Source organism: Hymenobacter miniatus, from assembly GCF_016427455.1.
Lineage (GTDB): Bacteria > Bacteroidota > Bacteroidia > Cytophagales > Hymenobacteraceae > Hymenobacter > Hymenobacter armeniacus.
Window position 1 is genome coordinate 306,770 of sequence record NZ_JAELXR010000002.1, and the last position, 25,633, is coordinate 332,402.

Sequence of the window (25,633 nt, forward strand, 5' to 3'; positions counted from 1 at the left end):
GAAATCCCGACCAATTGGTCGGGATTTCCTTTTTTCAGCCGGTCAGGCCTATTCCTGCATGCCCGAAACCTTCGTCAGCACGTCCACAATCTCGGCCGAGATGCCGGTGGTGCTGAAGCCGCCGTCGTGCATCAGGTTCTGCATGGTTACGTAGCGGGTCAGGTCCGAGAAGAGCGAGATGCAGTAGTCGGCGCAGGCCTCGGCCGGGGCGTTGCCCAGCGGCGACATCATGTCGGCGAAGTTGTAGAAGGCGTCGAAGCCGTTGATGCCGGTGCCGGCCGTGGTTTTGGTGGGCGACTGCGACACCGTGTTTACGCGCACTTTTTTGAGCTTGCCCAGGCGCTGGCCGTAGCTGCGGGCAATGCTTTCGAGCATGGCCTTGGCCTGCGTCATGTCGGTGTAGTCGAGGAAGGCGCGCTGGGCCGCGATGTAGCTCAGGGCCACCACCGAGCCCCACTCGTTGAAGGCGTCCTGGCGCTCGGCCACGGCCAGCATCTTGTGCAGCGACATGGCCGATACGTCGAGAGTCTGCTGGAAGAATTTGTAGTCCAACTCGCCGTAGTGCTTCTTCTTTCGGATGTTGGCGCTCATGCCAATGCTGTGCAACACGAAGTCAATCTTGCCGCCCAGCTTCTCCTGCGCGCCCGAAAACAGCGCCTCCAGCTCTTCCGTGGAGGTAGCATCGGCCGGAATGATGGGCGCGTTGCACTCCTCGCTCAGCTTGTTGATTTCGCCCATGCGCATGGCCAGCGGCGCGTTGGTGAGCACGAAGCGCGCCCCTTCGGCGTGCGCCCGCTGGGCCACTTTCCAGGCAATGGATTGGTCGTTGAGCGCGCCGGAAATGATGCCGACTTTGCCGGCGAGGAGGTTGTTAGCCATGATTTTTAAGGATATGAGGGAATGCGGGTAGGAGGGTACCAGGGGCCACAGGCCGCCAAACCCGGCGCAAGTTAGCTATTCCTTCCTACCCTCCTACCCCCATGCCCTCCTACCCTAGCTCACCGCTTCACCCCGCAGCGCCAGCAGCTCGCGGGCGCTCTGGAAGGCGTTCTCGCTGGGCTTGGCGCCCGCAATCATGTGCGCGATTTCCTTGATGCGGTCCTCCTGGTTCAGCTCGCGGATGCGGCTCACCGTGCGGTCGGCGCGGTCTTCCTTGTACACAAAGTAGTGCACGTCGCCGGCCGCGGCCATTTGCGGCAGGTGCGAAATGGCCACCAATTGGTGCTTCTGCGCCATCTGCTGCATCATGCGGCCCACCTTCACGGCAATCTCGCCGCTGATGCCGGTGTCAATTTCGTCGAACACTATCGTCGGCAACGCCGTCTTGTCGGCCAGCATGTACTTGATGCACAGCATCAGGCGCGAGAACTCCCCGCCCGACGCGGCCTTGCTCAAGGTCTGGGGCTGGGCGCCTTTGTTGGCCGTGAAGAGAATGTTCACCACGTCGATGCCGCTGGCCGTGGGCGCGCCCACCGAGTTCTGCACCACAATGCGGGCGTGGGGCATGCCGAGGTCGGCCAGCAGCAGGCCCAGCTGCTTCTCAAAGTTGGGGAACGACTTGCGGCGGCTTTCCGACAGCTTGGCGCCTTGCTTGGTCACGGCCGCCAGGGCCGCGTCCGAGTCTTTGCGCAAGCGGTTGATTTCCTTGTCCAGGTTCAGCACCGAGCTCACCTTCTGGCGCAACTCGTCGCGCACCGCAATCAGCGCGTGCAGGTCGCGCGCCTGGTGCTTGCGCTGCAGCGTGTAGAGCACGTTGAGGCGGTCCTGCAATTCCTCGGCGCGGGCGGGGTCGCCTTCGGTGCGGCGCTCGGCCACCTCCACTTCGTCGGCAATGTCGTGCAGCTCAATCAGGCAGCTTTCCAGGCGCTCGCGCAGCTCCTTGAAGTTGTCAGCGTAGCTGGCCACCTGCCCCAGCAGCACGGAGGCCTCCTTCATGGTGCCGGTGGCGCAGCTTTCGCTGTCGCGCAGGCCGTGCAGCGCCTGGCTCAGCTTGTACTTAATTTCCTCGGCGTGTTCCAACTGCTTCACCTCCTGCTCCAGAGCGTCTTGGTCTTCGTTGTCGAGGCGGGCTTCTTCCAGCTCATTCAGCAGAAAGCTGTTGTAGTCCAGCTCCTTACTGGCCTGCGCCGCTTGGCTTTCCAGCGTATTGAGGTCGGCTTCCAACTTGCGGTAGGTCCGGAAAGCGTTGCTGTACTGCGTGCGCTGCGGCACCAGCCCGGCAAATAAGTCCAGCAAATTGAGCTGAAATACGGCATCACCCAGCAGCAGCGTGTCGTGCTGCGAGTGAATGTCCATGAGGTTGGCCCCGATTTTCCGCAGGGCGTCCAGCGTCACGGGCGTGTCGTTCACGAAGGCGCGCGACTTGCCGTTGGGGCTGATTTCGCGCCGCAGAATGCAGTGCGTGTCGTAGTCCAAATCTTCGGACTCGAAGATGTCCTGCAGCTGGTAGTTGGCAATGTCGAACTGCCCCTCAATCACGCATTTGCGCTCGGTGTCGAACAGCATGCGCGAGTCGGCGCGGTTGCCCAGCAGCAGGCCAATGGCGCCCAGCATGATGGATTTGCCGGCTCCGGTTTCGCCCGTAATAATGTTCAGCAGTGGCGACGGACGCAGCTCCAGCTGCTCAATCAGCGCGTAATTGTTAATTCGTAAATCGACAAGCATAACTTATGTAAAGTCGTCTGATAGCGAGTTGTCCGTCGTGCTGCGCTTGCCGAAGCATCTCTGCTGCACAAGCAATTCATTCACTATTGCAGTAGAGATGCTTCGGCAAGCGCAGCACGACGTTCTTTTTATTTTGTATTTCAGGTTGTTACTTCAACACGGTTTGGTATTTGGCCGAATTGCCGGGGTCGACTTCGGTAAGCATGGCCACCAGCTGCTGCTTCTGCGACTGGTCCGGGCTGGTGCGGAAAATGTTGGCGATTTCCTCGGCTTTGGCATCGAAAAAAGCCCGGAAAATCAATGCGCCGGGGCGCGTGATGGCGGCTTTCTGGATGCCGGTGAGGGCGGTCATCACCGAGGCACGGGCTTCTTCCGGCTTTTCGATGAAGACGTCCATGCCCAAGCGGTAGTAGTTGTATAAGCCGGTGCGCACGGCTTCAAACTGCGGGTCGGTGAGGTTGTCGAGCAGGAAGTGGCGCTCGCGCGAGCCCGTGCCACGCCACCCTTCGTCGGGTTCGTTGGTGCTGGTTTGGTTGGCCGAGTAGTTCACGATGTTGCGGGCCAGCTCGTAATAGGGCGTTCCCCCGAGCTTGCCGAACGTGTCGCGGTCGATGCCGATGACGAGGTAGGCGTAATAGCTCAGCAGCGACGACAGGTTGGAGTCGAAGCTATTGGGCGAGAAACGCAGCGACATCTGCGGCGAGTAGTTGAAATTAAAGCTCTTGTCGTTGATGCTGATGACGTTGGTTTCATAGCCCGTGCCGTACACCGGCCGCGTCGACACCAAGCGCATGATGCAGTTGTAAGTGCCGTTCTGCGGGATGGTGGTGATGCCGATGAACATGCGCAGGCGAATGCGCTCGGCGTCGCGGTAGGTCTGGGTGGTCCAGGCGCGGTTGTTGAGAAACTCGCGGATGTCCTTCTGCATGCTCGTGACGATGGTGGGGTCCGAAATGGTCACGTTTTCGGTGGTCACCGTCACTTCGGCCAGCAGCTCCTGGGCGTGGGCCACGGGGCCGGCCAGCAGCAAAACAAGTATCGGCAGGGCCGCGAGGAGTTTTCGCAACATGGTTTTCAATGAGTGGCGGCCCGGCGGGCCAAAATCAGGCTTACCAGTCCGCGGGCCACATCGGCTTTGGACTGCAACTCAAAATTAACGATTTGGCCGGCGGCGTCCAGCACGGTCACCTTATTGGTGTCGTGGCCGAAACCCGCGCCCGCGTCGCGCAGCGAATTCAGCACCACGAGGTCGAAGTTCTTGCGCTGCAGCTTGCCCTGGGCGTGGGCCAGCTCGTTCGTAGTCTCCAACGCAAAACCGACCGCAAATTGTTCAGCCCGCTTGCGCTGGCCGAGCGTGGCGGCAATGTCCACGTTTTTGACCAGCTCCAGCGTGAGCGTGTCGCCCGATTTCTTAATCTTTTCGGCCGCCACGTGGGCCGGGCGGTAGTCGGCCACTGCCGCCGCAAACACCCACACGTCGGCCGTTTCGGCCGCGGCCGCGGCGGCCGCAAACATTTCCGCCGCCGTTTCCACGCGCACCGTGCGGATGCGCGGGCTGGCCGGGTTCGCCAGCTGGCTGGGGCCGCTGACCAGGGTTACTTCGGCGCCCTCGGCCGCAAAGGCTTCGGCCAGCGCGTAGCCCATCTTGCCAGTGGAGCGGTTGCCGAGGAAGCGGACGGGGTCGAGGGGTTCGTAGGTAGGACCGGCGGTGATAAGGACGCGCATTTTTTTAGGGATGAAAAAGCTCCCAAAGAACGTCATGCCGAGCCTAGCGAAGCATTTCTCCTTCCAAGAGTATTCATTTACTATTGTGGTAGAGATGCTTCGGCTGCGCTCAGCATGACGTTCATGAAGTTGCTTCGCCGCTAAAAAACCGCTCCAGCTCCGTCACCACGTCTTCCGGCTCCAGCATGCGGCCGTGGCCGCTCAGGCCGCTGGCCAGCTCACCGCTGGGCGAGTCGAAGACGTGGTTGCCGAAGCTGCGCAGGCGGGCCAGGTTCTGCGTCACGGCCGGGTGCGCGAACATATCCAGGTCCATGGCCGGGGCCAGAAACACCGGGCAGCGGGCCGACAAATACACCGCGCACAGCAAATTGGGGCACAACCCATTGGCTAGCTGGCCGATGGTATTGGCGCTGGCCGGCGCAATCAGCAGGGCATCGGCCCACAGGCCCAGCTCCACGTGGTTGTGCCACTCCCCAGCTGCGGCATCACGCAAAAAGCCCGTCAGAACGGGCTTTTTCGAGAGCGTGCCCAGCGTGAGGGGCGTCACGAAAGCGGCAGCCGCTTCGGTGAGGATAACCTGCACTTCGGCCCCGGCCTTCACGAGCAGGCGGGTGAGCGGCGCGGCTTTGTAGGCCGCGATGCTGCCGCTCACGCCCAGCAGAATGCGGCGGCCGCGGAGGGGGCTGGCTGATTGGTTGCTGGTTGTTTTTTCGGGCATGAAGCTAGAAACTGGTAAACAAAGAACGTCATGCAGAGCGCAGCCGAAGCATCTCTACCGCGAGAGTAACGAATTACTTCCTCGGTAGAGATGCTTCAGCTGCGCTCAGCATGACGTTCGTATTAGCGAACCCGACAGCCTTAGAACAGCTCGCGGGGAATCGGCACCTCTTCCGGCTCGGGCGTGGTGTAGGCAATTTTGCCCTGCAGAAACTCCTCGATGGCCAGGCTGGTGGGCTTGGGCATGCGCTCGTACTGCTTCGACACCTCGATTTGCTCGCGGTTCTCGAACACTTCCTCCAGGTTGTCGACCGTGGAAGCAAACTCGGCCAACCGGTCGTTCAACTCTTCTTTCAGCTTCACCGACAGTTGGTTGGCGCGCTTCGAAATCACGGCGATGGCCTCGTACACGTTGCCGTTGTCGCCGGTGATGTCGGCGATGTTGCGCGTCACGATGGAGCTCGACGGGGTGTTGGGATTGGGTTTCATGGGCATGGAATTTAGTTGTCAGTTGCTGGTTGTCAGTTGTCAGGCTGTGCAGCTGGCAAGTCCGGGACTAACAACTGACAACCAGCAACTGACAACTAATATTAATTGGATGCCGCGGCTGGCGTCGCCTTCAGCCGGGAAATTTGGGCCTGGCTGACGTCGTACATGTCCTGCGCGGCTTTCAGGTTCTTGCTTTTGGGATAGGCGTCGAGGAACTGCTGGTAGAAGCTCACCGCCTCCAAATAACGCTCGCGCTGCTTGGATTCGATGCTTTCCTGGGCCCAGGCGTATTGGGCGCTGAGGCGCAGGAAGGCGGCCTGCTCGGCGTAGGCCGAGGCGGGGTATTGCTGCTGAAAATTGGTGAGGGCCACCACCGCCGCTTGGTTGTAGCGGAGCTGATAATACAGCCGGGCGCTTTCGAAGGCCTTGTTTTCCAGCTTCTTTTGCAGCTCCTGCGACATGCTCTCGGTTTCGCCCTTGAACTTGCTTTCGGGGTAGCGGTTCAGGAAATCCTGAATCGACTCCAGCGCCGAAACTGTGTTGGTTTGGTCGAGCTCGTAGCCGGGCGAGTCCAAAAACAACGACCGGGCGTTCAGGAAGGTGGCTTCTTCGGCGTACTCCGAGTTGGGGTACGTGTCGATGAACTGCTTGAAATAGAACGCGCTCAGCACATAGTTGCGCTGCTTGAAGTTGGTATTGGCGAAGTAGAACTGGGCCTTTTCGGCCTCGGGGCGGCCTTTCAGCAGCGGAATGAGGTCTTCGAGCAGCGTGCCGGCCCGGAAATAGTCGCCTTTGTCGTAGTACTGCACGGCGGCTTCGTACTTCTTATTGACGTCGGTGCTTTTCAGCAATTTTTGGTAGCCGCTGGCGCAGGAGCCCAATAAGAGCGTGCTAACGAGCAGAAACAGAACCGTGAGGCGGGAAATCGGCATAAGGGGTGCAAAGGTAACGATTTGAGCCGGCGAAGGCAAACGCGGCGCCAACTCCGGCTGGCCCGCCCGCAGCAAGAGTGCCGGGCCGGGGCCAAAGGTTGCAGCTAGCGCCGCACGGTGGGCGTCGGCAGCGGGGCTGTGGCCGGCGCGGCGCTGGCGTTGGGTTTGGCCGCGGGCGCGGCTTTAGGTGGGGTTGCGGGCTTGGGGCTCGCGGGTTTGGGCGTTGTTTTTTTGGGCGTGGGCTTGGCGGCCGGGCGGCGCTTGGTGGGCGTGGCCTTTTTCTTAACCGGCTTGCGTTTTTTGGGTCGGTCGTCGAACTGCTTGCCCAACACCTGGCGCCGGGTGGGGCGTTCCGCGGCGCGCCACTTGTAGCCTTTCAGGCGCTCGTCGTCGGGCTTGAGCTCGTGCGGCGGGATGAACTTGGCCTCGGGGTTCGAGAGAACGGTGATTTTGTTGAGCTTGCTTTCCAAAAACAGCAGCCGCATGTTGGCCGACAGCACGCGGTTCATGCCGGTGGTGGCGGTGTCGTTATCCAGGGCGTAGAAGATGCTTTCGGCGTTGCCCAGCACGTCCACGCGCCGCAGCTGGTTGTCGCGAAAATAGGCCATCATGCTGCGGCCCTTGGTTTGGTTGAAGTTCAGGAGCGTATCCTGGCTCACGGCAAAGGCGTTGCCGTAGAGGCGCATCTCGTCCACCTTGCCGCGCTTCGAGCGAATTTGCATGGAGTCCGACGTAAGCTGGTTTTTGGCCTGCCACAGCACCGGGGCCTGGTTCAGGTAAATGATGCTGTCCTGCCGGTCGTAGGTCAGCGAGTCGCAGATGCCCTGCAGGTTGCCGCGGAATATCTGCACCTTGGGGTAGGCGTAGAGCACCGTGCGCGTGGTGGTCTGGCCGGGCCGCGCCTCGATGCTGATGAGCGTATCGGCGGCCATGTACAGGGTGTCTTTCTGGCTGCCGATGTTGCGCACCACGGGCCGGCCGCCGTAGAGCTTGGTGCGGCCCAGGCCACGCCAGTACTTGCCTTGGTCGCCGCGCAGGGTCAGGTTGTCTTTCTTGGAGATGAGTGAGACGTGGCCTTTGGCTACGCCGTACTGCTTGGTTTCGTCATACACCAGCTGGTCGCCGCCCAGCAGGTAGTTGGGCGTGTCGATTTTGGCGTTTTTCTTGAAGTTGGAAACCCGCGTGATGGTGTTGTAGGTGCCGCCCTCGGCGTAGAGGTTGCCCTGCTTGCCTTTGATGCGGGTGGGGCCGTTGAAATAGGCAATTTTGCTGACCGTGTTGTAGCGCAGCGTGTCGTTGTTCAGCTCCGAGTCGGGCGTCACGAGGTGCACGTTGCGCTTGAACACGAACACCTTGCTGTTGGTGTCATAGAAGCCCTGCTCGCTGTCGAGGGTATTCTGCGGGTCGGTGAGGTGGCCGGTTTGGGTGTAGGAAGCCGTTTTGCGGTTCAGGTCGTAGTCGAGGGCCGGCGTGGTCAGGGTCATGCGGGTGTCGCGCATCACCACGTTGCCGGTCATGCGAGCCGTGCGCTTGGTGCCGTCGTAAAAGCCACGGTCGCCGGTGATGGTCATGGTGTCGCTCTGCACCACGCGCACGTTGCTGAAGGCCTCCACCTGGTTGGTTTCGGTGTATTGGTAGGCCGAGTCGCAATACAGAAACACGTCGTCCTGCTGAAAACTGACGTTGCCCAGCAGCTTGCGGATTTTCACGCCATTGAAGATGCCGCCCACCAGCTGGCCGGTGGTCAGGAGCTTGATGGGCGAGCCTTTGGTGCCCGGACGCGGCGTGCCGGCGGCAGGGGCCGGCGCGGTGGTGACCGGCACGGGCGTGCCCGTGCCCGGCGCGGTGGGGCGCTGCGCCTGCCCCAGCAGCGGCAACAGAATCAGCAGAAGAAAAAAGACGCGCGAGAAGAACATTCGGGGGGCAAAGGTACGGACGGGGCCCGCGCTAACGGCCATCTTTGCGTGGTAGTGTTCGCGGGTCAGCCGGGCACTCGCTTTGCTTATGCTCGATACCGTTCGCCGCTTCATTGAGGAGCACCACCTGTTTTCCATCGACAACGACCCCATCCTCGTGGCCGTCAGCGGCGGGTTGGATTCGGTGGTTTTATTAGACATTCTGCACCGGCTGCGGGTTCAGGTGGCCGTGGCGCACTGCCACTTCGGGCTGCGCGGCGAAGACGCCGACGCCGACGAGCAGTTTGTGCGCAAGCTGGCCAAGCAGTACGGCCTGCCCTATTTCGCCGAGTTTTTTCAGACCAAAGCCTTTGCCGAGCAGGAAGGCATTTCGACCCAGATGGCGGCCCGCCTGCTGCGCTACCGCTGGTTCGAGCAGGTGTGCCAAACCCAGGGCCTGGCCTACGTGGCCACCGCCCACCACCAGCGCGACCAGGCCGAAACCATGATTTTGAACCTCACGCACGGCACCGGCTTAGCCGGCCTGCACGGCATTCAGGTGAAAAACGGCCACGTGGTGCGCCCGCTGCTGGGCGTGGGCCGCGACGACCTGCACGACTACTTGGTGGAGCGCGGCCTGCGCTGGCGCGAAGACGACAGCAACGACAGCCCCGTGTACCAGCGCAACCTGCTGCGCCACGAGGTGCTGCCCGTGCTGCGCGAAATCAACCCCAACCTGGACGAAACCATGGCCGGCACCGCCGAGCGCGTGGGGGGGGCCGAAGAAATCGTGCGCCGCTACGTGGCCGACACCGCCGCCCAGGCCCGCCGCGACGAAGCCGAAGTAACCTACCTCAACATCGCCACGCTGCAAAAAACGGCCGCCACCGCGCTGGTGCTGCACGAGCTGCTGCGCCCGTTCGGCTTTTCGTGGCTGATTGTGAAAGACATCGTGGCCGCTTTCCCGGGCGAGAGCGGCCGGCGGTTCGATTCGCCCACGCACCGGCTGGTGAAGGACCGGGAGAACCTGGTCATCACGCCGCGGCGCACCTCGCAGTTCGGCACGTTCCAGCTGGCGGCGGACCAAACCGACCTGCTGGCCGACGGCATGCGCCTGAAAGCCGAGCTCCACGACGACGCCCGGCACTTCATCATTCCCCGCTCGAAAAGCACGGCGGCGCTCGATGCCGACAAACTCAAATTCCCGCTCACGCTGCGGAAGTGGCAGGAAGGCGACTGGTTTATGCCGCTGGGCATGAAAGGCAAAAAGCTGCTCAGCGACTTCCTCATTGACCAGAAAGTGCCGCTCAACCTGAAAGACGACGTGCGCGTGCTGACCACGGCCGATGGCAAAATCTGCTGGGTGGTGGGCTGGCGCGTGGATGACCGGTTCAAGGTGGAAGACAGCTCCGAGCGGGTACTGACGGTTCAGCGCATGTAGAGACGCGTATTCGCGTCTCGTCGTTGACCGATGATGCCCTTACGCCTGCCAACGACGCGAACACCGAGACGCGAATACGCGTCTCTACATGCCTTTTGGTTGTGCCTTCCTTCGCGGGGAGGTACTTTTACCCGCGAAACTCCAACCCTCCCAATTCTTCTCTTATGAAAGTTACCGTAGTCGGAGCCGGCAACGTGGGCGCAACCTGCGCCGATGTGCTCGCCACCCGTGAAATTGCCAACGAAATTGTACTGGTCGACATCAAGGAAGGCATCGCCGAAGGCAAAGCACTCGATATCTGGCAGAAAGCGCCGATTATCGGCTACGACTCGCGCACCGTGGGCGTGACCAACGACTACGCCCGCACGGCCGGTTCCGACGTGGTGGTGATTACCTCGGGCCTGCCCCGCAAGCCCGGCATGAGCCGCGACGACCTGATTGGCATCAACGCCGGCATCGTGAAATCGGTGACCGAGCAGGTGGTGGCCCACTCCCCCAACGCCATCATCATCGTGGTGAGCAACCCGCTCGACGTGATGACCTACCAGGCCCACCTCACCGCCAAGCTGCCCCGCGAAAAGGTGTTCGGCATGGCCGGCATTCTCGACACGGCCCGCTACCGCGCCTTCCTGGCCGAGGCCCTGAACGTGAGCCCCAAAGACATTCAGGCCGTGCTGATGGGCGGCCACGGCGACACCATGGTGCCCCTGCCCCGCTACACCACCGTGGGCGGCATCCCGGTTACCGAACTGATTTCCAAAGAGAAGCTCGACGCTATTGTGCAGCGCACCGCCGTGGGCGGCGGCGAGCTGGTGAAGCTCATGGGCACTTCGGCCTGGTACGCGCCCGGCGCGGCCGCGGCCCAAATGGTGGAAGCCATCGTGCGCGACCAGCGCCGCGTGTTTCCCGTGTGCCTGGAGCTGCAAGGCGAGTACGGCATCAACGGCGTGTACCTCGGCGCCCCGGTTATTCTGGGCAAAAACGGCGTAGAGCGTGTGATTGAGCTGCAACTGAACGACGAGGAAAAGCAACTGCTCGAGACCTCGCGCGGCCACGTGAAAGAGGTAATGGATGCCCTCGACAAAATGAGCAGCGCCCAGCCGGCGTAGTGCTTTTTGCTTAACTGAAAAAAGGCCAGCGCTTTCCCGCGCTGGCCTTTTTTTGTTCGACTGAAGCGCCGCATTATATGCTTACTTTGCCATATTATTATCTAATTCCGTGCCTCGTCCATGAAAAAAGAGCTTATCAATTCGTTCGACAAGGTGTACCTGACCATCGAATTGGATGACGCCCAGGGCTGGATTTACAACAACTGGGTGGGCGTGCTGCCCACCGAGAAAGTGATTCGGGGCTGCCAGGCCACCATCGACTTCCTGCGCGACTGCCCTTGCCCCCAAATGCTGAACGACAACCGCGAAGTCATCGGCTCGTGGAGTTCGGCCAACGACTGGATTGCCAAAAACTGGATGCCGCAGGTGCTGCGGCTGGGCCTCAAGCGCTTTGCCCACGTGGTATCGCCCGGCATTTTCGGGCAAGCCTCGGCCGAGGAAATGGTGACGCGCGTGGGCACCCAATTTGAAATGCGCCTTTTTCAGGACATTGAAATGGCCAAAAGCTGGCTGCGCTCGGCATAACCAGCCTTCTGCGTCCTTATTACTGCTGGCTGGCCCGGAAAAGCTTTTGCTTTTCTTCCTTGCTAAGGCTTTCGTAGCCGGAGCGCGAAATCTTGTCCAGAATGGTGTCGATTTCGTCTTGCAGGGGCTGGCCGGCGGGGGCAGGCTTCTTGGCGCCGCTGGCCGAGGCAGCGGCCACGGGCTCGGCGCGGCGCGGGGTGCTCACGCGCATGGCGGGCTGGCGGTGGGTGAGGTTGCTGAAGAAGTTGCCCACGGCCTGCACGGGCCGGCCCAGGTCGCGGCCCGCCTGCAGCTGCTTGATAAACACAAAGCCGAGCAGGGCGCCGCCCAGGTGGGCAATTTCGCCGCCGGGGTTGCCGCCGTTCACGCCGGCCAGGGAAATGAGCACCACCACGGCCGCAATCCACTTAATCTTGACCGGGCCGATGAGAATCAGCATGAAGGTATAGTCGGGCAGCAGGGTGGCACCGGCCACGATGATGGCCGTAACAGCCGCCGACGCGCCCACCATGGGCGTGCCCACCCCGTCCTGAAACGCGGGCACGAAGTTGTAGGTGAGCAGAAACACCGCGGCCCCGGCCAGCGCGCCGAGGATGTAGATGCTCACCAAGCGCCGGTCGCCCAGGTACTCGCGCACCAGCTGCCCGAACCAGTAGAGGTTGAGCATATTGAAGAGAATGTGAAAAAACTCTTCGTGCGTGAATGCATAGGTCAGGATGGTCCACGGGTGCCGGATGAGCACGGGGAAAGCCGAGGATATCTGAAACTGGCTGATGATGAGCGGATAATACCCAATGGCACTGCTAAACTTCAGAATAAACTTCAGCAGGATGAGGCCCGCAAACACCAGCACGTTCAGCCAGATGAGCTGGATGAGGGCGTTGTCGCGGCGGTTGAAAGCGGTACGGATATCTTGAACGATGCTCATGGCACGGGTCCGGGATGAAACAGATGCAACGAAATTTGCGCGCAGTTGGTGGCAGTGCGCGGACGGATTTTTCGGTCAGCTCTTAATAAAACCGCTCCCGGCCGCCTTCCCAGTACTTCACCACGATGAAGCCGATGAGCAGGCCGCCGAGGTGGGCAAAGTGGGCCACGTTGTCGCCGGGCACACGGTGCACGCCCTGGTAGAGCTCAATCAGGGTGTACCCAAACGCCAAGTACTTGGCCGCCACCGGAAACGGGAACGGAAAAATGAACAGCTTGGTGTTTGGAAACAAGTAGGCAAACGCGAAAATGAGGCCGAACAGCGCGCCCGAAGCGCCCAGCATGCCGCCGAATTTCGAGTTGCGGGTTTCTTCCACGGCGCCGTCCACGGCGTCGGTGGCGGCTTTGATGTATTCCTGGTTTTGCGGGTTGCGCTCCAAGGCGTGGGCCAGGGTTTGGTAGCCGGTGGCTTCCGGGAAATACGAGCTGAAGAAACGGTCGAAATCGGGGCCGTTCGGCGATTGGTGAAACTCCTGCCGGGCCTGTTCCATGCGGTAGCCTTCGTAGCCGCGCACGCCTTCGTAGAGCAGGCCCGCGCCCACGCCGCAAATCAGCCAGAAAGTGAGGAAGCGCGACGCCCCCCAGCGCTGTTCCAGCAGCGGCCCAAACACCATCAGCCCCAGCATGTTGGAAAACAAGTGCCCCCAGCCGGCGTGCAGAAACATGTACGTAAAGAACTGCCAGGGAAAGAAGTACGGCGAACCGATGGGATACAGGCTGCCGATTTGGGTGAGGAGCGGCAGCAGGTTCATTTGGGCCAGCAAAAACGCGACGTTCACAATCAAGAGGTTGCGAACGGTGGGGGTGATGTTGAACATGCAGGGAGGATAGGGCGCCGCGCAAGCCGCGCGGCCGGGGCTTACTTACGGAAAAAATCGGCCAGCTGCTGCCCGTCGAGCAGCACCAGGGTTTTGCGCCCGTCAGGGGTGTAGCCGGGGGTTTGGCAGGCAAAAAGGCGGTCGGCCAGGGCATTGAGCTCGGCTTCGGGCAGGCGGGTGGCGGCGGTGCTGGCGGCCACGCGCCGGGCCAGGGCGCGCGCCAGGCCCTCGCTTTGGTCGAGCTTGAGCGGGCCGGCGGCCGTGCGGAACTGCTCAATCAGGCTTTCCAGCAGCTCTTTTTCGTTTTGGGGCGGCATGCCGGCCGGAATGGCCTCCACGGCAATGGTGTTGGGCCCGAACTCCACAAAAATGAAGCCCAGCGCGTGCAGCGGCTCGGTGAGCTCGCGCAGCACGGCAAAATCAGCCGGCGAAAACGTGACCGTGCGCGGAAACAGCAGCGTTTGCGACGTGCCCACGGCCCGGCCCAGCTCCTGCCGGTACTGCTCGTAGAGAATCCGCTCGCGGGCCGCTTCCTGCTCAATCAGCAGCACGCCCGACTTCACCGGCACCAGCACGTAGCGCTGTTGCACCTGCAGGGCCCGGCTGCCCGGGCCGCCTTCGCGCGCCGGCGTGGCGGTACCGGCTTCGGGCACCGCAAACGCCAGGGCAAAGTCGGTGGGGGCCGGCGCGGCCGGCGCAACGGGCTCGGCCGGAAAGTCGGCTTCGAAACTGCGTACCACGGGGTTGTCGGCCCCCACGGTCAGGTCGTCGCGCACGGGCTGGCCCAGTTCGCGGTAAAATGCTTCCAGCTCGCGCCGGGCCTGCTCGGTGGGGCGTGGCGGCAGGCCGCGCTCGTAGCCGTCGCGCCGCACTTCGGGCGAGAAGTTGGAGAAGCCCGAGCTATTGGCCGACGGGCCGCGGGTAGCGGCCGAGGCCGCTGCGGCCAGGGCATCGGGGCGGTAGGCGTCGTGGCTGGCCGCGGCGCGGGCCGCGGGCGTGGCGGCGGGCAGGTGGTCGTGGGCCGTGACGGGCGCCTCGCCGGTGCCTTTGCCGGCGCGCAGCGGCCGGATGGGCGCAAAATTCACGTCGCCGTCGAAGTCCAGCGACGGCGCGATGTTGTGGATGCCCAGGCTTTGTTTCACGGCGGCGCGCACCACGGCGTAGACGGTTTTCTCGTCCTCGAACTTTATTTCCGTCTTCGTGGGGTGCACGTTGATGTCGATGGCCTTGGGGTCGAGCTCCAGAAACAGTACGTAGAACGGGTGGGTGTCGCGGGCCAGCAGGCCTTCGTAGGCTGCCAGCACGGCGTGGTTGAGGTAGGCCGAGCGGATGAAGCGGTTGTTGACGAAGAAAAACTGGTCGCCCCGGCTTTTCTTGCTCGACTCGGGCTTGCCCACGAAGCCGCGCACCGAGATGGAATGCGTCACTTCCTCGCAAGCGGCCAGTTGCTCCTTGTAGCCATTGCCCAGCAAGGCCACAATGCGCTGGCTGAGCTTGCCGGCCGGCAAGCCGAACACCTCCAGGTCGTTCTGGTAGAGCGAGAAGGCAATCTGCGGGTTGGCCAGCGCCACGTGCTGAAACTCGTCGAGGATGTGCCGCATTTCCACGGCGTTGCTTTTGAGGAAGTTGCGCCGGGCCGGCACGTTAAAAAACAGGTTTTTGACGGAGATGCTGGTGCCGTCGGGGCAGGCGGTGGGCTGCTGGCTGGTCACCTGCGAGCCTTCCACCAGCAGCAGGGTGCCGGTGTCCTGGTCGCGCTGCTTGGTGCGGATTTCGACCTGGGCCACGGCCGCGATGCTGGCCAGCGCCTCGCCCCGAAAGCCCAGCGTGCGGATTTTGAACAGGTCATCGGTTGAGCGGATTTTGCTGGTGGCGTGGCGCTCCAGGCTCATGCGGGCGTCGGTCGGACTCATGCCGGCGCCGTTGTCGACGACCTGCACAAGCTGCTTGCCGGCTTCTTTCACAATGAGTTGCACCTGGGTGGCGCCGGCGTCGACGGCGTTTTCCAGCAATTCCTTCACCACCGAAGCGGGGCGCTGCACCACTTCGCCGGCCGCAATCTGGTTGGCGAGGTATTCGGGAAGCAGGTGGATAATATCGGGCATTTCGGGAAAGCTAGAGGCGGGTAGAGGAAATGAGCGTAGCTGCGCTAACGGGCACACAGACAAGCGAAAACGTGCCCGGCAATAACCGGAAACTGAACGCGTTGTAAACCCCCGACGGGGTTTTCTGCGTACCTTCGCGGCTAAATAGCGGAGTTCCAGCTTGAAAATTTCCGGCAGTGCCGGGGGTATTTCAAGCCGCAACCGGCTTCGTTTGGAACCTCCAAACCCAGCCACCGGGTTCCGCTGTTACCCACGACAAAAGTACGGCCCCCGCGGCCCGATTGCCTCTTGAACCAACCCATCAACTCCACGGGGCTCCTGCGCATCCCTCTTCAGCTGAGCCTGGCCGCTTTGCTGCTGGCCGCGGGCCTTCTGCTGTCGTTTTCGGAAGTTAAAAAGCTGCCCGCCGACCCGCTGCCGGCGTCGCCCAAGGAAATGGCCTGGGTCGACAGCGTGTTCAACTCGCTCACGCCCGAGCAGCGCCTGGGCCAGCTATTCATGGTGGCCGCCTATTCCAACAAAGACCGCAGCCACGTGGAGCGCATCGAGCGCTTGGTGCGCAACCAAAACATCGGCGGAGTGATGTTCCTGCAGGGTGGCCCCAAGCGGCAGGCCCTGATGACCAACCGCTTGCAGGCCGCCGCCAAAGTGCCGCTGCTCATTGCCATGGACGCCGAATGGGGCCTCGACATGCGCCTCGACTCCTCGGCCCACTACGCCAAGCAAATGACGCTGGGCGCCATGGACGACCCCAAACTGGTGTACCAGATGGGCCGCGACATTGCCCGCAAAATGCGCGCCCTGGGCGTGCACATCGACTTCGCGCCGGTGATTGACGTGAACTCCAACCCCGGCAACCCCGTCATCGGCAACCGCTCGTTTGGCGAAGACCAGAACCGGGTGGGCGCGCTGGGCATTGAGTATATCAAGGGCTTGCAGGAAAACGGCATCATGGCCGTGGCCAAGCACTTTCCCGGCCACGGCGACACCGACACCGACTCGCACGTGTCGCTGCCGGTCATCAACACCGACCTGGCCCGGTTGCAGAAAGTTGATTTGGTGCCCTTTCAGCAGTCGTTCGAGGCCGGCGTGATGGGCGTGATGGTGGCCCACCTCTACATGCCGCTCTTCGACACCACCAACGCCAAGACCACCACGCTGTCGCGGGCCTTGGTGACGGACTTGCTCAAGGACAAAATGGGCTTCAAGGGCCTGGTTTTCACCGACGCGCTCAACATGAAGAGCGTGAGCAAGCTCTACAAAGACGGCGAATTGGATGCCATGGCTTTGGCCGCCGGCAACGACGTGTTGCTGTTTTCGGAAGACGTGCCGGCCGCGCTCAAGCGCATTCAGGAGGCAGCGGCCAATGGCGCCCTGAAACAGGAAGATTTGGACCTGCGCATCAAGAAGATTTTGCGGGCCAAGTACTGGGCCGGCCTGGCCAGCTACAAGCCGGCACGCCTCGCCACGTTGCGCGACAGCTTAAACCAACCCTACACCAAAGTACTGGCGCAGAATATTTTCGAGCACGCCGTGACGGTGGTCAAGAACGACGACAAGCTCCTCCCCTTCCAACGGCTCGACACGCTGCGCATTGCGGCCATCACCATCGGCACGCAGGCCGAAGGGCCGTACGCTACCATTTTTAATAAATACCAGCCCGGCCCGGTGTACGCCGTGCCCGACCGCTACGCCCCGGACAGCACGTTTGCGCGCATTGCCAGCCGGCTCACGGGCTACAACGTGGTGGTGGTGAGCCTGCACGCCATGAACAACACGCCCAGCCACAGCTACGGCATCGGCGACGGGGCACTGAAGTTCATCAAGCAGCTCGAAGCCAATAAGGGCTTCAAGACCGTGGTGGTGGCCATGGGCAACGCCTACTCCCTGAAATTTCTGGAAGACGCCCGCACGCTGGTGTGCGGCTACGAAGACCACTACGCCGCGCAGCTGGTGGTGCCGCAGGTGCTGTTTGGCGCGCTGCCGGCCCGCGGCAAACTGCCCGTCACGGTGTCGCCCACCATGCGCGTAACCACCGGCATTGCCACCCCCGACCTGCACCGCCTGCGCTACGCCGCCCCCGAGAGCCAGGGCCTGAGCTCGCGCGTACTGGCTCAGATTGACAACATCGCGTTGGAGAGCCAGACCTACGCCGCCGCCCCCGGCTGCCAGGTGCTGGTGGCCAAAAACGGCACGGTGGTGTTTGACCAGAGCTACGGCTACTGCACCTACGACCAGTCTCAGCCCGTGACCAGCAGCACCTTGTACGACCTAGCCTCGGTGACGAAAGTGGCCGGCACGCTGCAGGCCGTGATGTACCTCAAGGACCAGGGCAAGCTCAACATTGAAGAGAAAGTAGCCACTTACCTGCCTGAGCTGGCGCGCACCAACAAGCGCGACATGACCGTGCGCGATGTGCTACTGCACCAGGCGGGCCTCAAGCCGGGCATCCCCACTTGGGAGCGCACCATGCGCGACGGCCAGCTCAAGCCTACGTTCTACGCCAGCATTCGCTCCGATGACTTTCCTAACGAGGTGGCGCCCGGCGAGTACAGCACTAAAGCGGCCGACGACTCGGTGTGGGCCTGGACCATGCGCTCGGGCCTGCTACCGAAAGTGAAAGGAAAGTACCCCACGGAGTATTCCGACCTCAGCTTTATTGTGATGAAGCGGGTGTGCGAGAAGATTCTGAAGCAGCCCATTGAGAACTTCCTGCAGGACAATTTCTACCGCCCGCTGGGCCTGGGCAGCATGACCTACAACCCACTGCAGCGCTTCCCCAAAAGCTGCATTGCGCCCACCGAGAAAGACACCTACTACCGCCGCGAGCAGCTGCAAGGGACGGTGCACGACCAAACTGCCGCTTTAGTAGGCGGCGTGGGCGGCCACGCCGGCCTCTTCGCCACCGCCAACGACCTAGCCGTGCTGATGCAGATGAACCTGCAAAACGGCAACTACGGCGGCGTGCGCTACTTCCAGAACCCGGTGGTGACGGAGTTTGCCCGCCCGCAGAACGGTGGCCGCCGCGGCCTGGGCTGGGACCACGGCGACCCCAGCAAGCCCGAAGGCCCTACCAGCAACCTCTCGCCGGCCAGCACCTTTGGCCACACCGGTTTCACGGGCACCTGCGTGTGGATGGACCCGGACAATAACATCCTCTATGTCTTCCTCTCCAACCGCGTGTACCCCGACGCCGGCAACAACAAGCTGCGCCAGTACAACATCCGCACGCGCATTCACGAGGTGATATACAAGTCGTTGGCGGCGGGACCGAAAGTGGTGGCCGACAGCGGCAAATAGCATCCCACCCCATCCTCTCAGTAGCGCTTTCTACTGCTTTCTCCTTTTTTGCGCAAGTTCTATGTGCAGGTAGGCAGCGGCACCGAAGGCAACAGCTGCGGTATTTACGGTTTGGTAATTGGCGGCACGTATCAGAAGCGGGCGGTTGGAACGGCCACCTTCGGGGCCACTGCATCCAACCCAGCCGAGCCGAAAGAAACCTCTGTCGTTGGTGATGGCCGTTTTGAGCCCGCAGTCTTCCCGGCAAGTGTAGCGGGCCTGAACCACTGCTCCTCGGATTGGCTTGCCGGTAGCAACGTCAACCACCCGGCCTTGTGCATAGGTGGCAACAGTATCGAAATAAGCGAGAGTAACAGGTGTAATTCGCCCGTTGCCCAATGCGTACACTTTCGCCCCATCACCTTCGATGCTGCAGCGGGTACACATTTCGTAGCCCATCTCCCGGACAACTTCCTGCGTAACCCATTTTTGCGCGCGGGCATTAACCGCTCCCAATAAAAACAGGCCGAGAAATGCAGCTTTCGTTTGTGGCGGCTTCATGGGCAGACCGGTTTATGCGGACGGGCTAAAGCTACGTCCTGTGCATCATTTTGCCTGCTTATCCGTCAATGCAACAAACCTTGCGGTTTTCGGTTGGCTAAGCGCAACAGCATTTCTCTATGAACATCGGCATCGTTTGTTATCCCACGTTTGGCGGCTCGGGCGTGGTCGCCACGGAACTGGGCAAGGCCCTGGCCCAACGCGGGCACCGCGTGCACTTCATCACCTACAGCCAGCCGGTGCGGCTCGACTTCTTCAACGAAAACCTCTTCTACCACGAGGTGTATGTGCCGGCGTATCCGCTGTTCCAGTTTCCGCCCTACGAGCTGGCCCTGACCAGCAAGATGGTCGACATTGTGCAGAACGAGAAGCTCGACGTGCTGCACGTGCATTATGCCATTCCGCACGCCTCGGCGGCCTTCATGGCCAAGCAAATCCTTCGCTCGCGCGGCATCAATATTCCGGTCGTCACCACGCTACACGGCACCGATATCACGCTAGTGGGCAAGGATTCCAGCTTCGAGCCGGTGGTCACGTTCAGCATCAACCAGAGCGACGGCGTGACGTCGGTTTCGGATGACCTGCGGCGCGAGACTTACGAGTATTTCGCCGTGGAGAAAGACATCACCGTCATTCCCAACTTCATCGACCTGCATCGTTTCAAAAAGCAGGAAAAAAGCCATTTCCGGGCCGCCATCGCGCCGGAGGGCGAGAAGCTGCTCATCCACACCAGCAACTTCCGCACCGTGAAGCGCGTGGAAGACGTGCTGCGCATTTTTGTGGGTGTGCGGGAACAGATTCCGGCCAAACTGCTCCTCGTGGGCGACGGCCCCGACCGCAACCGCATGGAAAAGCTCGCCCGCGACCTCGACGTACACCGCGACCTGCGCTTCTTGGGCAAGCTCGAAGCCGTGGAGGAAGTGCTCAGCGTGGGCGACTTGTTCCTGATGCCCTCCGAAAACGAAAGCTTCGGCCTCGCCGCACTCGAAGCCATGGCCTGCGAAGTACCCGTGGTGAGCACCAACGCCGGCGGCATCCCCGAGCTGAACGTGCACGGCGTGACGGGCATGATTAGCGACATCGGCGACGTGCCCGACATGGTCAAAAACGCCCTCTACGTGCTTGCCGACGAAAACCTGCCGCGTTTCAAAGCGGCTGCCCGCGCCCGGGCCGAGGAGTTTGCCGTGGAGAACATCGTGCCACGATACGAGGAGTGCTACCAACGAGCCATTGAGGCCGTGAGCGCGGCGGTATAGAATCCCACCGGTCATTGCGAGGGCGCAGCCCGTGGCAAACGAAGTTCAGCGTAGCTAATCCTTCTTCTCTGTGCTACCAGCCTTGAGATGCGCTAACCCAATCAAAAAAAGCCCCGGCACTGCGTAGTGCCGGGGCTTTTCACATTAAAAGGCCTGTCGCTGAGAATAGGACGGATTGCTTCGCTGCGCTCGCAACGCCAGCCGATTCCTAAAACAAGCTCGCCGCTTCGTTTTTCACCACCGCAATGGCTTGGGCAGTGGGCTCGGCGCCGTCCATCATCAGGCCTTCCAGAATGCGCTTGGCCAGCTCGGTGCCACGGGCCTGAGCGGGATTCTGGATGCCGTGGAAGGCGCGGTTTACCATGGTGAGCACGTTTTCTTTGGCTTCCTTCACCAGTGTCCAGGCGTCGGCCGAGATGTAGAGCTGCTGCGAGAGGTTGTGCTCGTACTCGGCCCGGATTTCCTGCTGCAGCAGGCGGTGAAACTCCGGCGCGGTGGAACCGGCGCTGCTCAGGCGCACCAGAATATTGTTGGGCGAAATGCGCTCCAGAAACAGGATGGCGCGCTCGTAGGCCTGCAGGCGCAGGGGCAGCGTGGTTTTATTGCTTTCGAGCCGCAGCTCGATGAGGCGGCGCTGCTGCTCTTTTTCCAGAAACTCTTTGAACAGGAAATAAATGGCCCCGGCCACAATTAGCGCGGGCAGAATGATTTTGAGCAGGTCGTAGAAATAGGTGGTCGAATCCATTGGTTAAGTTGTCAGATTTACTGAACGTCATGCCGGGCGCCGCGTAGCATCACGCGTGCTTTAGCTAACTAGTTATCCCACGCGCAATGCTGCGCGGCGCCCGGCATGACCGGTTTGGTTAAACGCGCGCCGCAAGGCGCTATTGCGCAAACTTACGCCGTGAACCGCCGGCCCCCAACTGCTGTTTACCCCCCGAAGCAGCCGCGCACAACCCACGACCGGCTGCCGTATCTTTGCTATCCATCTCTCTCTAAATCGACTTTCACATGGCTGCTGTTGCCACCCTCGCCCCCATTAGCCTCACCGACCGCGCCTTGGTCGAAGTGAAAAACATCATTCAGGAAAAGAACGTCCCGGCCGACTACGGCCTGCGCATTGGTGTGCAGGGCGGCGGCTGCTCGGGCATGAGCTACCTGCTGGGTTTCGACAAAGCCAAAGACGCCGACGAAACCTACGACCTCGACGGCCTCAAGCTCATCATGGATAAGAAGCACGCCATGTACGTGCTGGGCATGGAAGTCGACTTCCAGGACGGCCTCAACGCCCGCGGCTTCGTCTTCAACAACCCCCAGGCCAAGAGCACCTGCGGCTGCGGCTCGTCGTTTTCGGCGTAAGCATTTATCATCGTCTGTCATCCTGAGCGCAGCGAAGGACCCTATCAAGCCTGAACAAGTCGTTCAAACGTGAGAAGGTCCTTCGCTGCGCTCAGGATGACAACAGAGTCAAAAAGCCCCGGCCCACCAGCCGGGGCTTTTTCGTTTACTTTCGTGCCATGCGCTTTTTCTCCTTTCGCTATTCCTTAGTACTGCCGGCGTTGCTGGCCGCTGGCGCCGCCCAGGCCCAGAAATTCACGGCCCCGGAGCTGGCCCGCTGGAAGCAGCAGGCCCAGCAGGTGAGCATCACGCGCGACACCTGGGGCGTGCCGCATATCTACGGCAAGACCGATGCCGACGCGGTGTTTGGCCTGCTGTATACGCAGTGCGAGGACGATTTTGAGCGCGTAGAGGCTAACTATCTCGATGCCATTGGTCGCCAGGCCGAAGTGGACGGCGAAGCGGCGCTCTACCACGACTTGCGGGCCCGCTTGTTCATGGACAGCACCCAAGCCCTGGCCATTTACCGCAAGTGCCCGCCCGACATGAAAAAGCTGCTCGACGCCTTCGCGGCGGGCACCAATTATTACCTTGCCACCCACCCCACCGTGCGGCCCAAGCTGCTGCGCCGCTTCCAGCCCTGGATGCCGCTCATGTTCAGCGAGGGCAGCATTGGGGGCAACATCAGCGTGGTGAGCACGGAGCGGCTGAAGGCCTTTTACAGCCAGAAGAAATCCAGCTCGTGGATTGACACTGACTTCGAGAAGAAAGACCGGGAGCCCACCGGCTCCAACGGCTTCGCCATTGCGCCCGCCAAAACGGCCAACGGGCACGCCCTGCTGCTTATCAACCCGCACACCTCGTTCTACTTTCGCTCTGAGGTGCAGATGGTGAGCCAGCAGGGCCTGAACGCCTACGGCGCCGTGACCTGGGGCCAGTTTTTTGTGTACCAGGGCTTTAATGAGCACTGCGGCTGGATGCACACTTCCAGCCAGGCCGACTCGATGGACGAATACCTGGAAGCCATTGAGAAGAAGAACGGGGCGTTTTTTTATAAATACGGCGGCAAGCTGCGCCCCGTGCAGGTAGAGAAAGTGTCGTTGCCGTACCGCGACGGCGACCGGATGCTGCGCCGGGAGTTCACCGTATACCGTACGCACCACGGCCCCATCGTGGGCCAGAAAACCGACCAGCAATGGGTGGCCGTGCGCATGATGAACGAGCCGCTGGCGGCCTTGCAGCAGTCCTACGTGCGCACCAAGGCCACGGGCTACGCCGGCTTTCAGGAAGTAATGAAGCTGAACGGCAACGCGTCCAACAACACCGTTTTTGCCGACAGCAAGGGCAGCATTGCCTACTGGCACGGCAATTTTATGCCCCGCCGAGACCCCAACTTCGACTGGAGCCAGCCCGTGGACGGCAGCAACCCCGCCACCGAGTGGAAGGGCTTCCACGGCGTGAACGAGCTGGTGCAGGTGCACAACCCCGCCAGCGGCTTCATTCAGAACTGCAACTCTACGCCCTACACCGTGTCGGGCCCCGGCAGCAGCCCGGTGGCGGCTAAGTATCCGAAATACATGGCGCCCGATGCCGAAAACTACCGCGGCCTCAACGCCGTGCGCGTGCTCAGCCGCAAGGCCGTTTTCAGCCTCGATACGCTGATTGCCGCCGCCGACGACCCGCACCTCACCGCCTTCGACGACATGCTGCCGCCGCTGCTCACGGCCTACCAGCCCACCTCGGCCGAAAAGGCCGCGGCCCCGGCCCTCGACGAGGCCGTGCAGGTGCTGCGCGCCTGGAACCACAACTACAGCAAAACCTCGGTGGCCCAAACCGTGGCCATCTATTGGGCCGAGCGCCTGCTGGCCAAAGCCCGCGCCCGGGTGCCCGCCGCCCAGCCGCAACTCGACTACATCAGCTTCACCAAGTTTGCCCTGGCCGACACCAGCCCGGCCGAAAAAGTGGCTGCCCTCACCGAAGCCCTCGACGACCTGACCCGCGACTTTGGCACCTGGAAGATGCCCTGGGGCGACGTCAACCGCTTCCAGCGCCTCACCGGCAAGGTGCAGGAGACATATGACGACGTGAAGGCCAGCCTGCCGGTGGCCTTCACGTCGTCGGCCTGGGGCTCGCTGGCCGCGTTTGGGGCGCGCACCTACCCCGGCACCAAAAAGCGCTACGGCAACGTGGGCAACAGCTTCGTGGCGGTGGTGGAGTTTGGGCCGCGCATCACGGCGCGCTCCGTGGTGACGGGGGGCCAAAGCAGCCGGCCGGGCACGCCGCATTTCACCGACCAGTCCGATTTGTACGCCAACGGCCGCTTCAAAGAAGTGCGCTTTTACCCGGAAGACGTAAAGGCCCACGCGGAGAAAACCTACCGTCCAGGCGAGTAGTCGGTTCTACTCTATTATTTCTCACTTCACTCGCTCAGCCCATGGACATTAAATATCTCTCCGATGACAAAGGCAAAATAACCGGCGTCTTCATCCCCATCGAAGAATGGGAGCGCCTGCAAAAGCAATACAACATCACCGAAGAGGCTCCGGCCGACTCGGGCGCCAAGCTCCAGCAGTCGCTGGCCGATGCGCTGAAAAAAGCGAAGCCTAGCGAGAAGTAGCCACGTGTGGCCACTAGGAAAACGTAACTGGTAGTTCACAAAAAAGCCCGGCAATGCCGGGCTTTTCGTTTTTCTTCTCTCCGCGTTTTAGCGGCCGAAGTCGTCCTGCACGCGCACGATGTCGTCCTCGTCCGAAGGATTGGCGGCGTCGGTGTGCTGCCAGATTTCGGCCAGCACACCCCAATCCTTAAGGCCTACCAGGCGGTGGCGCTCACCCTGCTTCAGCACAATGCGCTCGCCGACCTGATGGGTTTTCACCTCGCCCTGCTCGTCGGTGTCGCTGGTGGCCACGCCCACGGGGCCCTGCACCACCTGCCAGATTTCGGCGCGGCGGTGGTGGTACTGCCAGCTCAGGCGCTGCTGCGGCGCCACCACCAGCACCTTGGGGCTCAGCTTGCCCGCAATGCGCAGGTTTTCAACCGACAGGCCGTTGAAATAGGTATCGGCAAATTGCTGCGCCTGGTCCTCGTCAATCACGAAAAAACCACCCCAGGGGCGCGTGGGGTCTTCCTTGGCAATGGTGAAGCCCTGCTGCCGGAGCTGCGTTGCTATTTGCTGAAAGAGGGCTTCTTTTTGAAGTGCAGAAGTAGGCATGAAATCACCAGGGAGAGTATTCGTCCGAAATTGGGGCTGCAATTTAGCAAATGACGCGCGGCTAGTCGGTGCCGTCGGCTCCGCCAGGCGCGCTGGGCTCGGGGCTGCTTTCGTGTGAGTGACGTTGCCAACGCGACACTGTCATTTCAAACTTCGCTTCGCCAGTTGGCAGCATGTCCATAAACTGCCACCCGGCCTGCCGGTAAAATGCTTCGGCACGCGTGCCCGGCGCGGTGCTCAGCCATACGGTTTCGGGCGTTTGGCTGAAATACCAGTTCAGCATGGCGTCGTGCAGCGTCCGGCCAATGCCTTGCCCCGCAAAATCGGGGTGCACAAACAAGGCCCAAATGCTGTGGCCCTGTAAATCGGCAATGGCAAAGCCCACGGTTCGGCCGTCGGCTTCGGCCACCCAGCCTTTGCCGCGCCGCGTGAGGTGCTCCACGTAGTCAGCAAACGTCACGCGACCGGGCGTATGGAGCACGTTTTCCCGGACGGAAAGTCGGACGTCGGACATCGCCGCAATGTCATCTATTTGGGCTTCTCTTAGCAGCATAGCAGGTTGCGCGGGGCCGGAAAAGGGC

The 25,633-nt window shown here is 61.6% G+C and carries 21 protein-coding genes and 1 pseudogene; 8 read left to right on the top strand and 14 right to left on the bottom strand.

Annotated features, from left to right (window positions below; all coding sequences use genetic code 11):
- Nucleotides 1-48: 48 nt before the first annotated feature.
- The 7 genes and pseudogenes from JAO73_RS04400 to JAO73_RS04435 form a co-directional block, all read right to left on the bottom strand.
- A complete protein-coding gene (locus tag JAO73_RS04400; RefSeq protein ID WP_198975943.1) occupies nucleotides 49-879 on the bottom strand; it encodes an enoyl-ACP reductase FabI in 831 nt (276 codons plus the stop codon).
- 114 nt (nucleotides 880-993) lie between these two features.
- The gene (recN, locus tag JAO73_RS04405) at nucleotides 994-2,664 is read right to left on the bottom strand and encodes a DNA repair protein RecN (RefSeq protein WP_198975944.1); all 1,671 of its coding nucleotides are present in this window, start codon (nucleotides 2,662-2,664) and stop codon (nucleotides 994-996) included.
- A 148-nt stretch (nucleotides 2,665-2,812) separates the two neighbouring features.
- The gene (porD, locus tag JAO73_RS04410; RefSeq protein WP_198975945.1) at nucleotides 2,813-3,733 is read right to left on the bottom strand and encodes a type IX secretion system protein PorD; all 921 of its coding nucleotides are present in this window, start codon (nucleotides 3,731-3,733) and stop codon (nucleotides 2,813-2,815) included.
- Nucleotides 3,734-3,738: 5 nt separating this feature from the next.
- Nucleotides 3,739-5,107 (bottom strand): annotated as a pseudogene (locus JAO73_RS23480) (bifunctional phosphopantothenoylcysteine decarboxylase/phosphopantothenate synthase).
- Between the two features lie 140 nt (nucleotides 5,108-5,247).
- Nucleotides 5,248-5,595: a DNA-directed RNA polymerase subunit omega gene (locus tag JAO73_RS04425; protein WP_190923106.1), complete on the bottom strand. Its 348-nt coding sequence runs from the start codon at nucleotides 5,593-5,595 to the stop codon at nucleotides 5,248-5,250.
- A gap of 101 nt (nucleotides 5,596-5,696) precedes the next feature.
- Nucleotides 5,697-6,527, bottom strand: a complete 831-nt coding sequence (locus tag JAO73_RS04430; RefSeq protein WP_198975948.1) for an outer membrane protein assembly factor BamD — start codon at nucleotides 6,525-6,527, stop codon at nucleotides 5,697-5,699.
- A gap of 104 nt (nucleotides 6,528-6,631) precedes the next feature.
- On the bottom strand, nucleotides 6,632-8,443 hold the full coding sequence (locus JAO73_RS04435; RefSeq protein WP_198975949.1) for an OstA-like protein: 1,812 nt from the start codon (nucleotides 8,441-8,443) through the stop codon (nucleotides 6,632-6,634).
- Nucleotides 8,444-8,531: 88 nt separating this feature from the next.
- Between JAO73_RS04435 and tilS the strand changes: the two genes are divergently transcribed.
- The 3 genes from tilS to JAO73_RS04450 all read left to right on the top strand — a co-directional run bounded on the left by tilS (nucleotide 8,532) and on the right by JAO73_RS04450 (nucleotide 11,497).
- Complete coding sequence (gene tilS / locus JAO73_RS04440) at nucleotides 8,532-9,863, top strand: tRNA lysidine(34) synthetase TilS (protein WP_198975950.1); 1,332 nt, start codon at nucleotides 8,532-8,534, stop codon at nucleotides 9,861-9,863.
- A gap of 164 nt (nucleotides 9,864-10,027) precedes the next feature.
- Nucleotides 10,028-10,972: a malate dehydrogenase gene (mdh, locus tag JAO73_RS04445; protein ID WP_198975951.1), complete on the top strand. Its 945-nt coding sequence runs from the start codon at nucleotides 10,028-10,030 to the stop codon at nucleotides 10,970-10,972.
- Nucleotides 10,973-11,092: 120 nt separating this feature from the next.
- Nucleotides 11,093-11,497: a hypothetical protein gene (locus tag JAO73_RS04450; protein WP_198975952.1), complete on the top strand. Its 405-nt coding sequence runs from the start codon at nucleotides 11,093-11,095 to the stop codon at nucleotides 11,495-11,497.
- 19 nt (nucleotides 11,498-11,516) lie between these two features.
- Here the strand turns inward: JAO73_RS04450 and JAO73_RS04455 are convergent, their stop codons facing one another.
- From JAO73_RS04455 to mutL, 3 genes are all read right to left on the bottom strand, one after another.
- A complete protein-coding gene (locus JAO73_RS04455; protein WP_198975953.1) occupies nucleotides 11,517-12,425 on the bottom strand; it encodes a rhomboid family protein in 909 nt (302 codons plus the stop codon).
- Nucleotides 12,426-12,507: 82 nt separating this feature from the next.
- Nucleotides 12,508-13,302, bottom strand: coding sequence for a rhomboid family intramembrane serine protease (locus tag JAO73_RS04460; protein WP_198975954.1), 795 nt, complete (start codon nucleotides 13,300-13,302; stop codon nucleotides 12,508-12,510).
- Nucleotides 13,303-13,343: 41 nt separating this feature from the next.
- Nucleotides 13,344-15,407, bottom strand: a complete 2,064-nt coding sequence (gene mutL / locus JAO73_RS04465) for a DNA mismatch repair endonuclease MutL (RefSeq protein WP_198975955.1) — start codon at nucleotides 15,405-15,407, stop codon at nucleotides 13,344-13,346.
- 288 nt (nucleotides 15,408-15,695) lie between these two features.
- Here mutL and JAO73_RS04470 point away from each other — a divergent pair, with 288 nt between their 5' ends.
- A complete protein-coding gene (locus JAO73_RS04470) occupies nucleotides 15,696-18,707 on the top strand; it encodes a serine hydrolase domain-containing protein (RefSeq protein WP_233168687.1) in 3,012 nt (1,003 codons plus the stop codon).
- Between the two features lie 30 nt (nucleotides 18,708-18,737).
- On the opposite strand, the gene JAO73_RS04475 is transcribed toward JAO73_RS04470, so the two are convergent.
- Nucleotides 18,738-19,247, bottom strand: a complete 510-nt coding sequence (locus JAO73_RS04475) for a hypothetical protein (protein ID WP_198975956.1) — start codon at nucleotides 19,245-19,247, stop codon at nucleotides 18,738-18,740.
- Between the two features lie 119 nt (nucleotides 19,248-19,366).
- On the opposite strand from JAO73_RS04475, the gene bshA reads away from it, so the two are divergent.
- The gene (bshA, locus tag JAO73_RS04480) at nucleotides 19,367-20,503 is read left to right on the top strand and encodes an N-acetyl-alpha-D-glucosaminyl L-malate synthase BshA (protein WP_198975957.1); all 1,137 of its coding nucleotides are present in this window, start codon (nucleotides 19,367-19,369) and stop codon (nucleotides 20,501-20,503) included.
- Between the two features lie 208 nt (nucleotides 20,504-20,711).
- Here the strand turns inward: bshA and JAO73_RS04485 are convergent, their stop codons facing one another.
- Nucleotides 20,712-21,248, bottom strand: coding sequence for a DUF7935 family protein (locus JAO73_RS04485; protein WP_190923096.1), 537 nt, complete (start codon nucleotides 21,246-21,248; stop codon nucleotides 20,712-20,714).
- 266 nt (nucleotides 21,249-21,514) lie between these two features.
- On the opposite strand from JAO73_RS04485, the gene JAO73_RS04490 reads away from it, so the two are divergent.
- The 3 genes from JAO73_RS04490 (at nucleotide 21,515) to JAO73_RS04500 (ending at nucleotide 24,458) form a co-directional block, all read left to right on the top strand.
- A complete protein-coding gene (locus tag JAO73_RS04490; RefSeq protein WP_046243208.1) occupies nucleotides 21,515-21,862 on the top strand; it encodes a HesB/IscA family protein in 348 nt (115 codons plus the stop codon).
- A 158-nt stretch (nucleotides 21,863-22,020) separates the two neighbouring features.
- Nucleotides 22,021-24,234 (top strand): penicillin acylase family protein, encoded by a 2,214-nt coding sequence (locus JAO73_RS04495; RefSeq protein WP_198975958.1) that lies wholly within the window; start codon nucleotides 22,021-22,023, stop codon nucleotides 24,232-24,234.
- A gap of 41 nt (nucleotides 24,235-24,275) precedes the next feature.
- Nucleotides 24,276-24,458 carry a hypothetical protein gene (locus tag JAO73_RS04500; RefSeq protein ID WP_198975959.1) on the top strand — a complete coding sequence of 61 codons (183 nt, stop codon included), beginning with the start codon at nucleotides 24,276-24,278 and terminating at the stop codon, nucleotides 24,456-24,458.
- An 87-nt stretch (nucleotides 24,459-24,545) separates the two neighbouring features.
- Here JAO73_RS04500 and JAO73_RS04505 read toward each other — a convergent pair whose 3' ends face one another.
- Both JAO73_RS04505 and JAO73_RS04510 read right to left on the bottom strand, forming a co-directional pair.
- Nucleotides 24,546-25,052, bottom strand: a complete 507-nt coding sequence (locus tag JAO73_RS04505; protein ID WP_198975960.1) for a cupin domain-containing protein — start codon at nucleotides 25,050-25,052, stop codon at nucleotides 24,546-24,548.
- Between the two features lie 61 nt (nucleotides 25,053-25,113).
- Nucleotides 25,114-25,533, bottom strand: a complete 420-nt coding sequence (locus JAO73_RS04510) for a GNAT family N-acetyltransferase (protein WP_317191197.1) — start codon at nucleotides 25,531-25,533, stop codon at nucleotides 25,114-25,116.
- Nucleotides 25,534-25,633 lie beyond the last annotated feature (100 nt).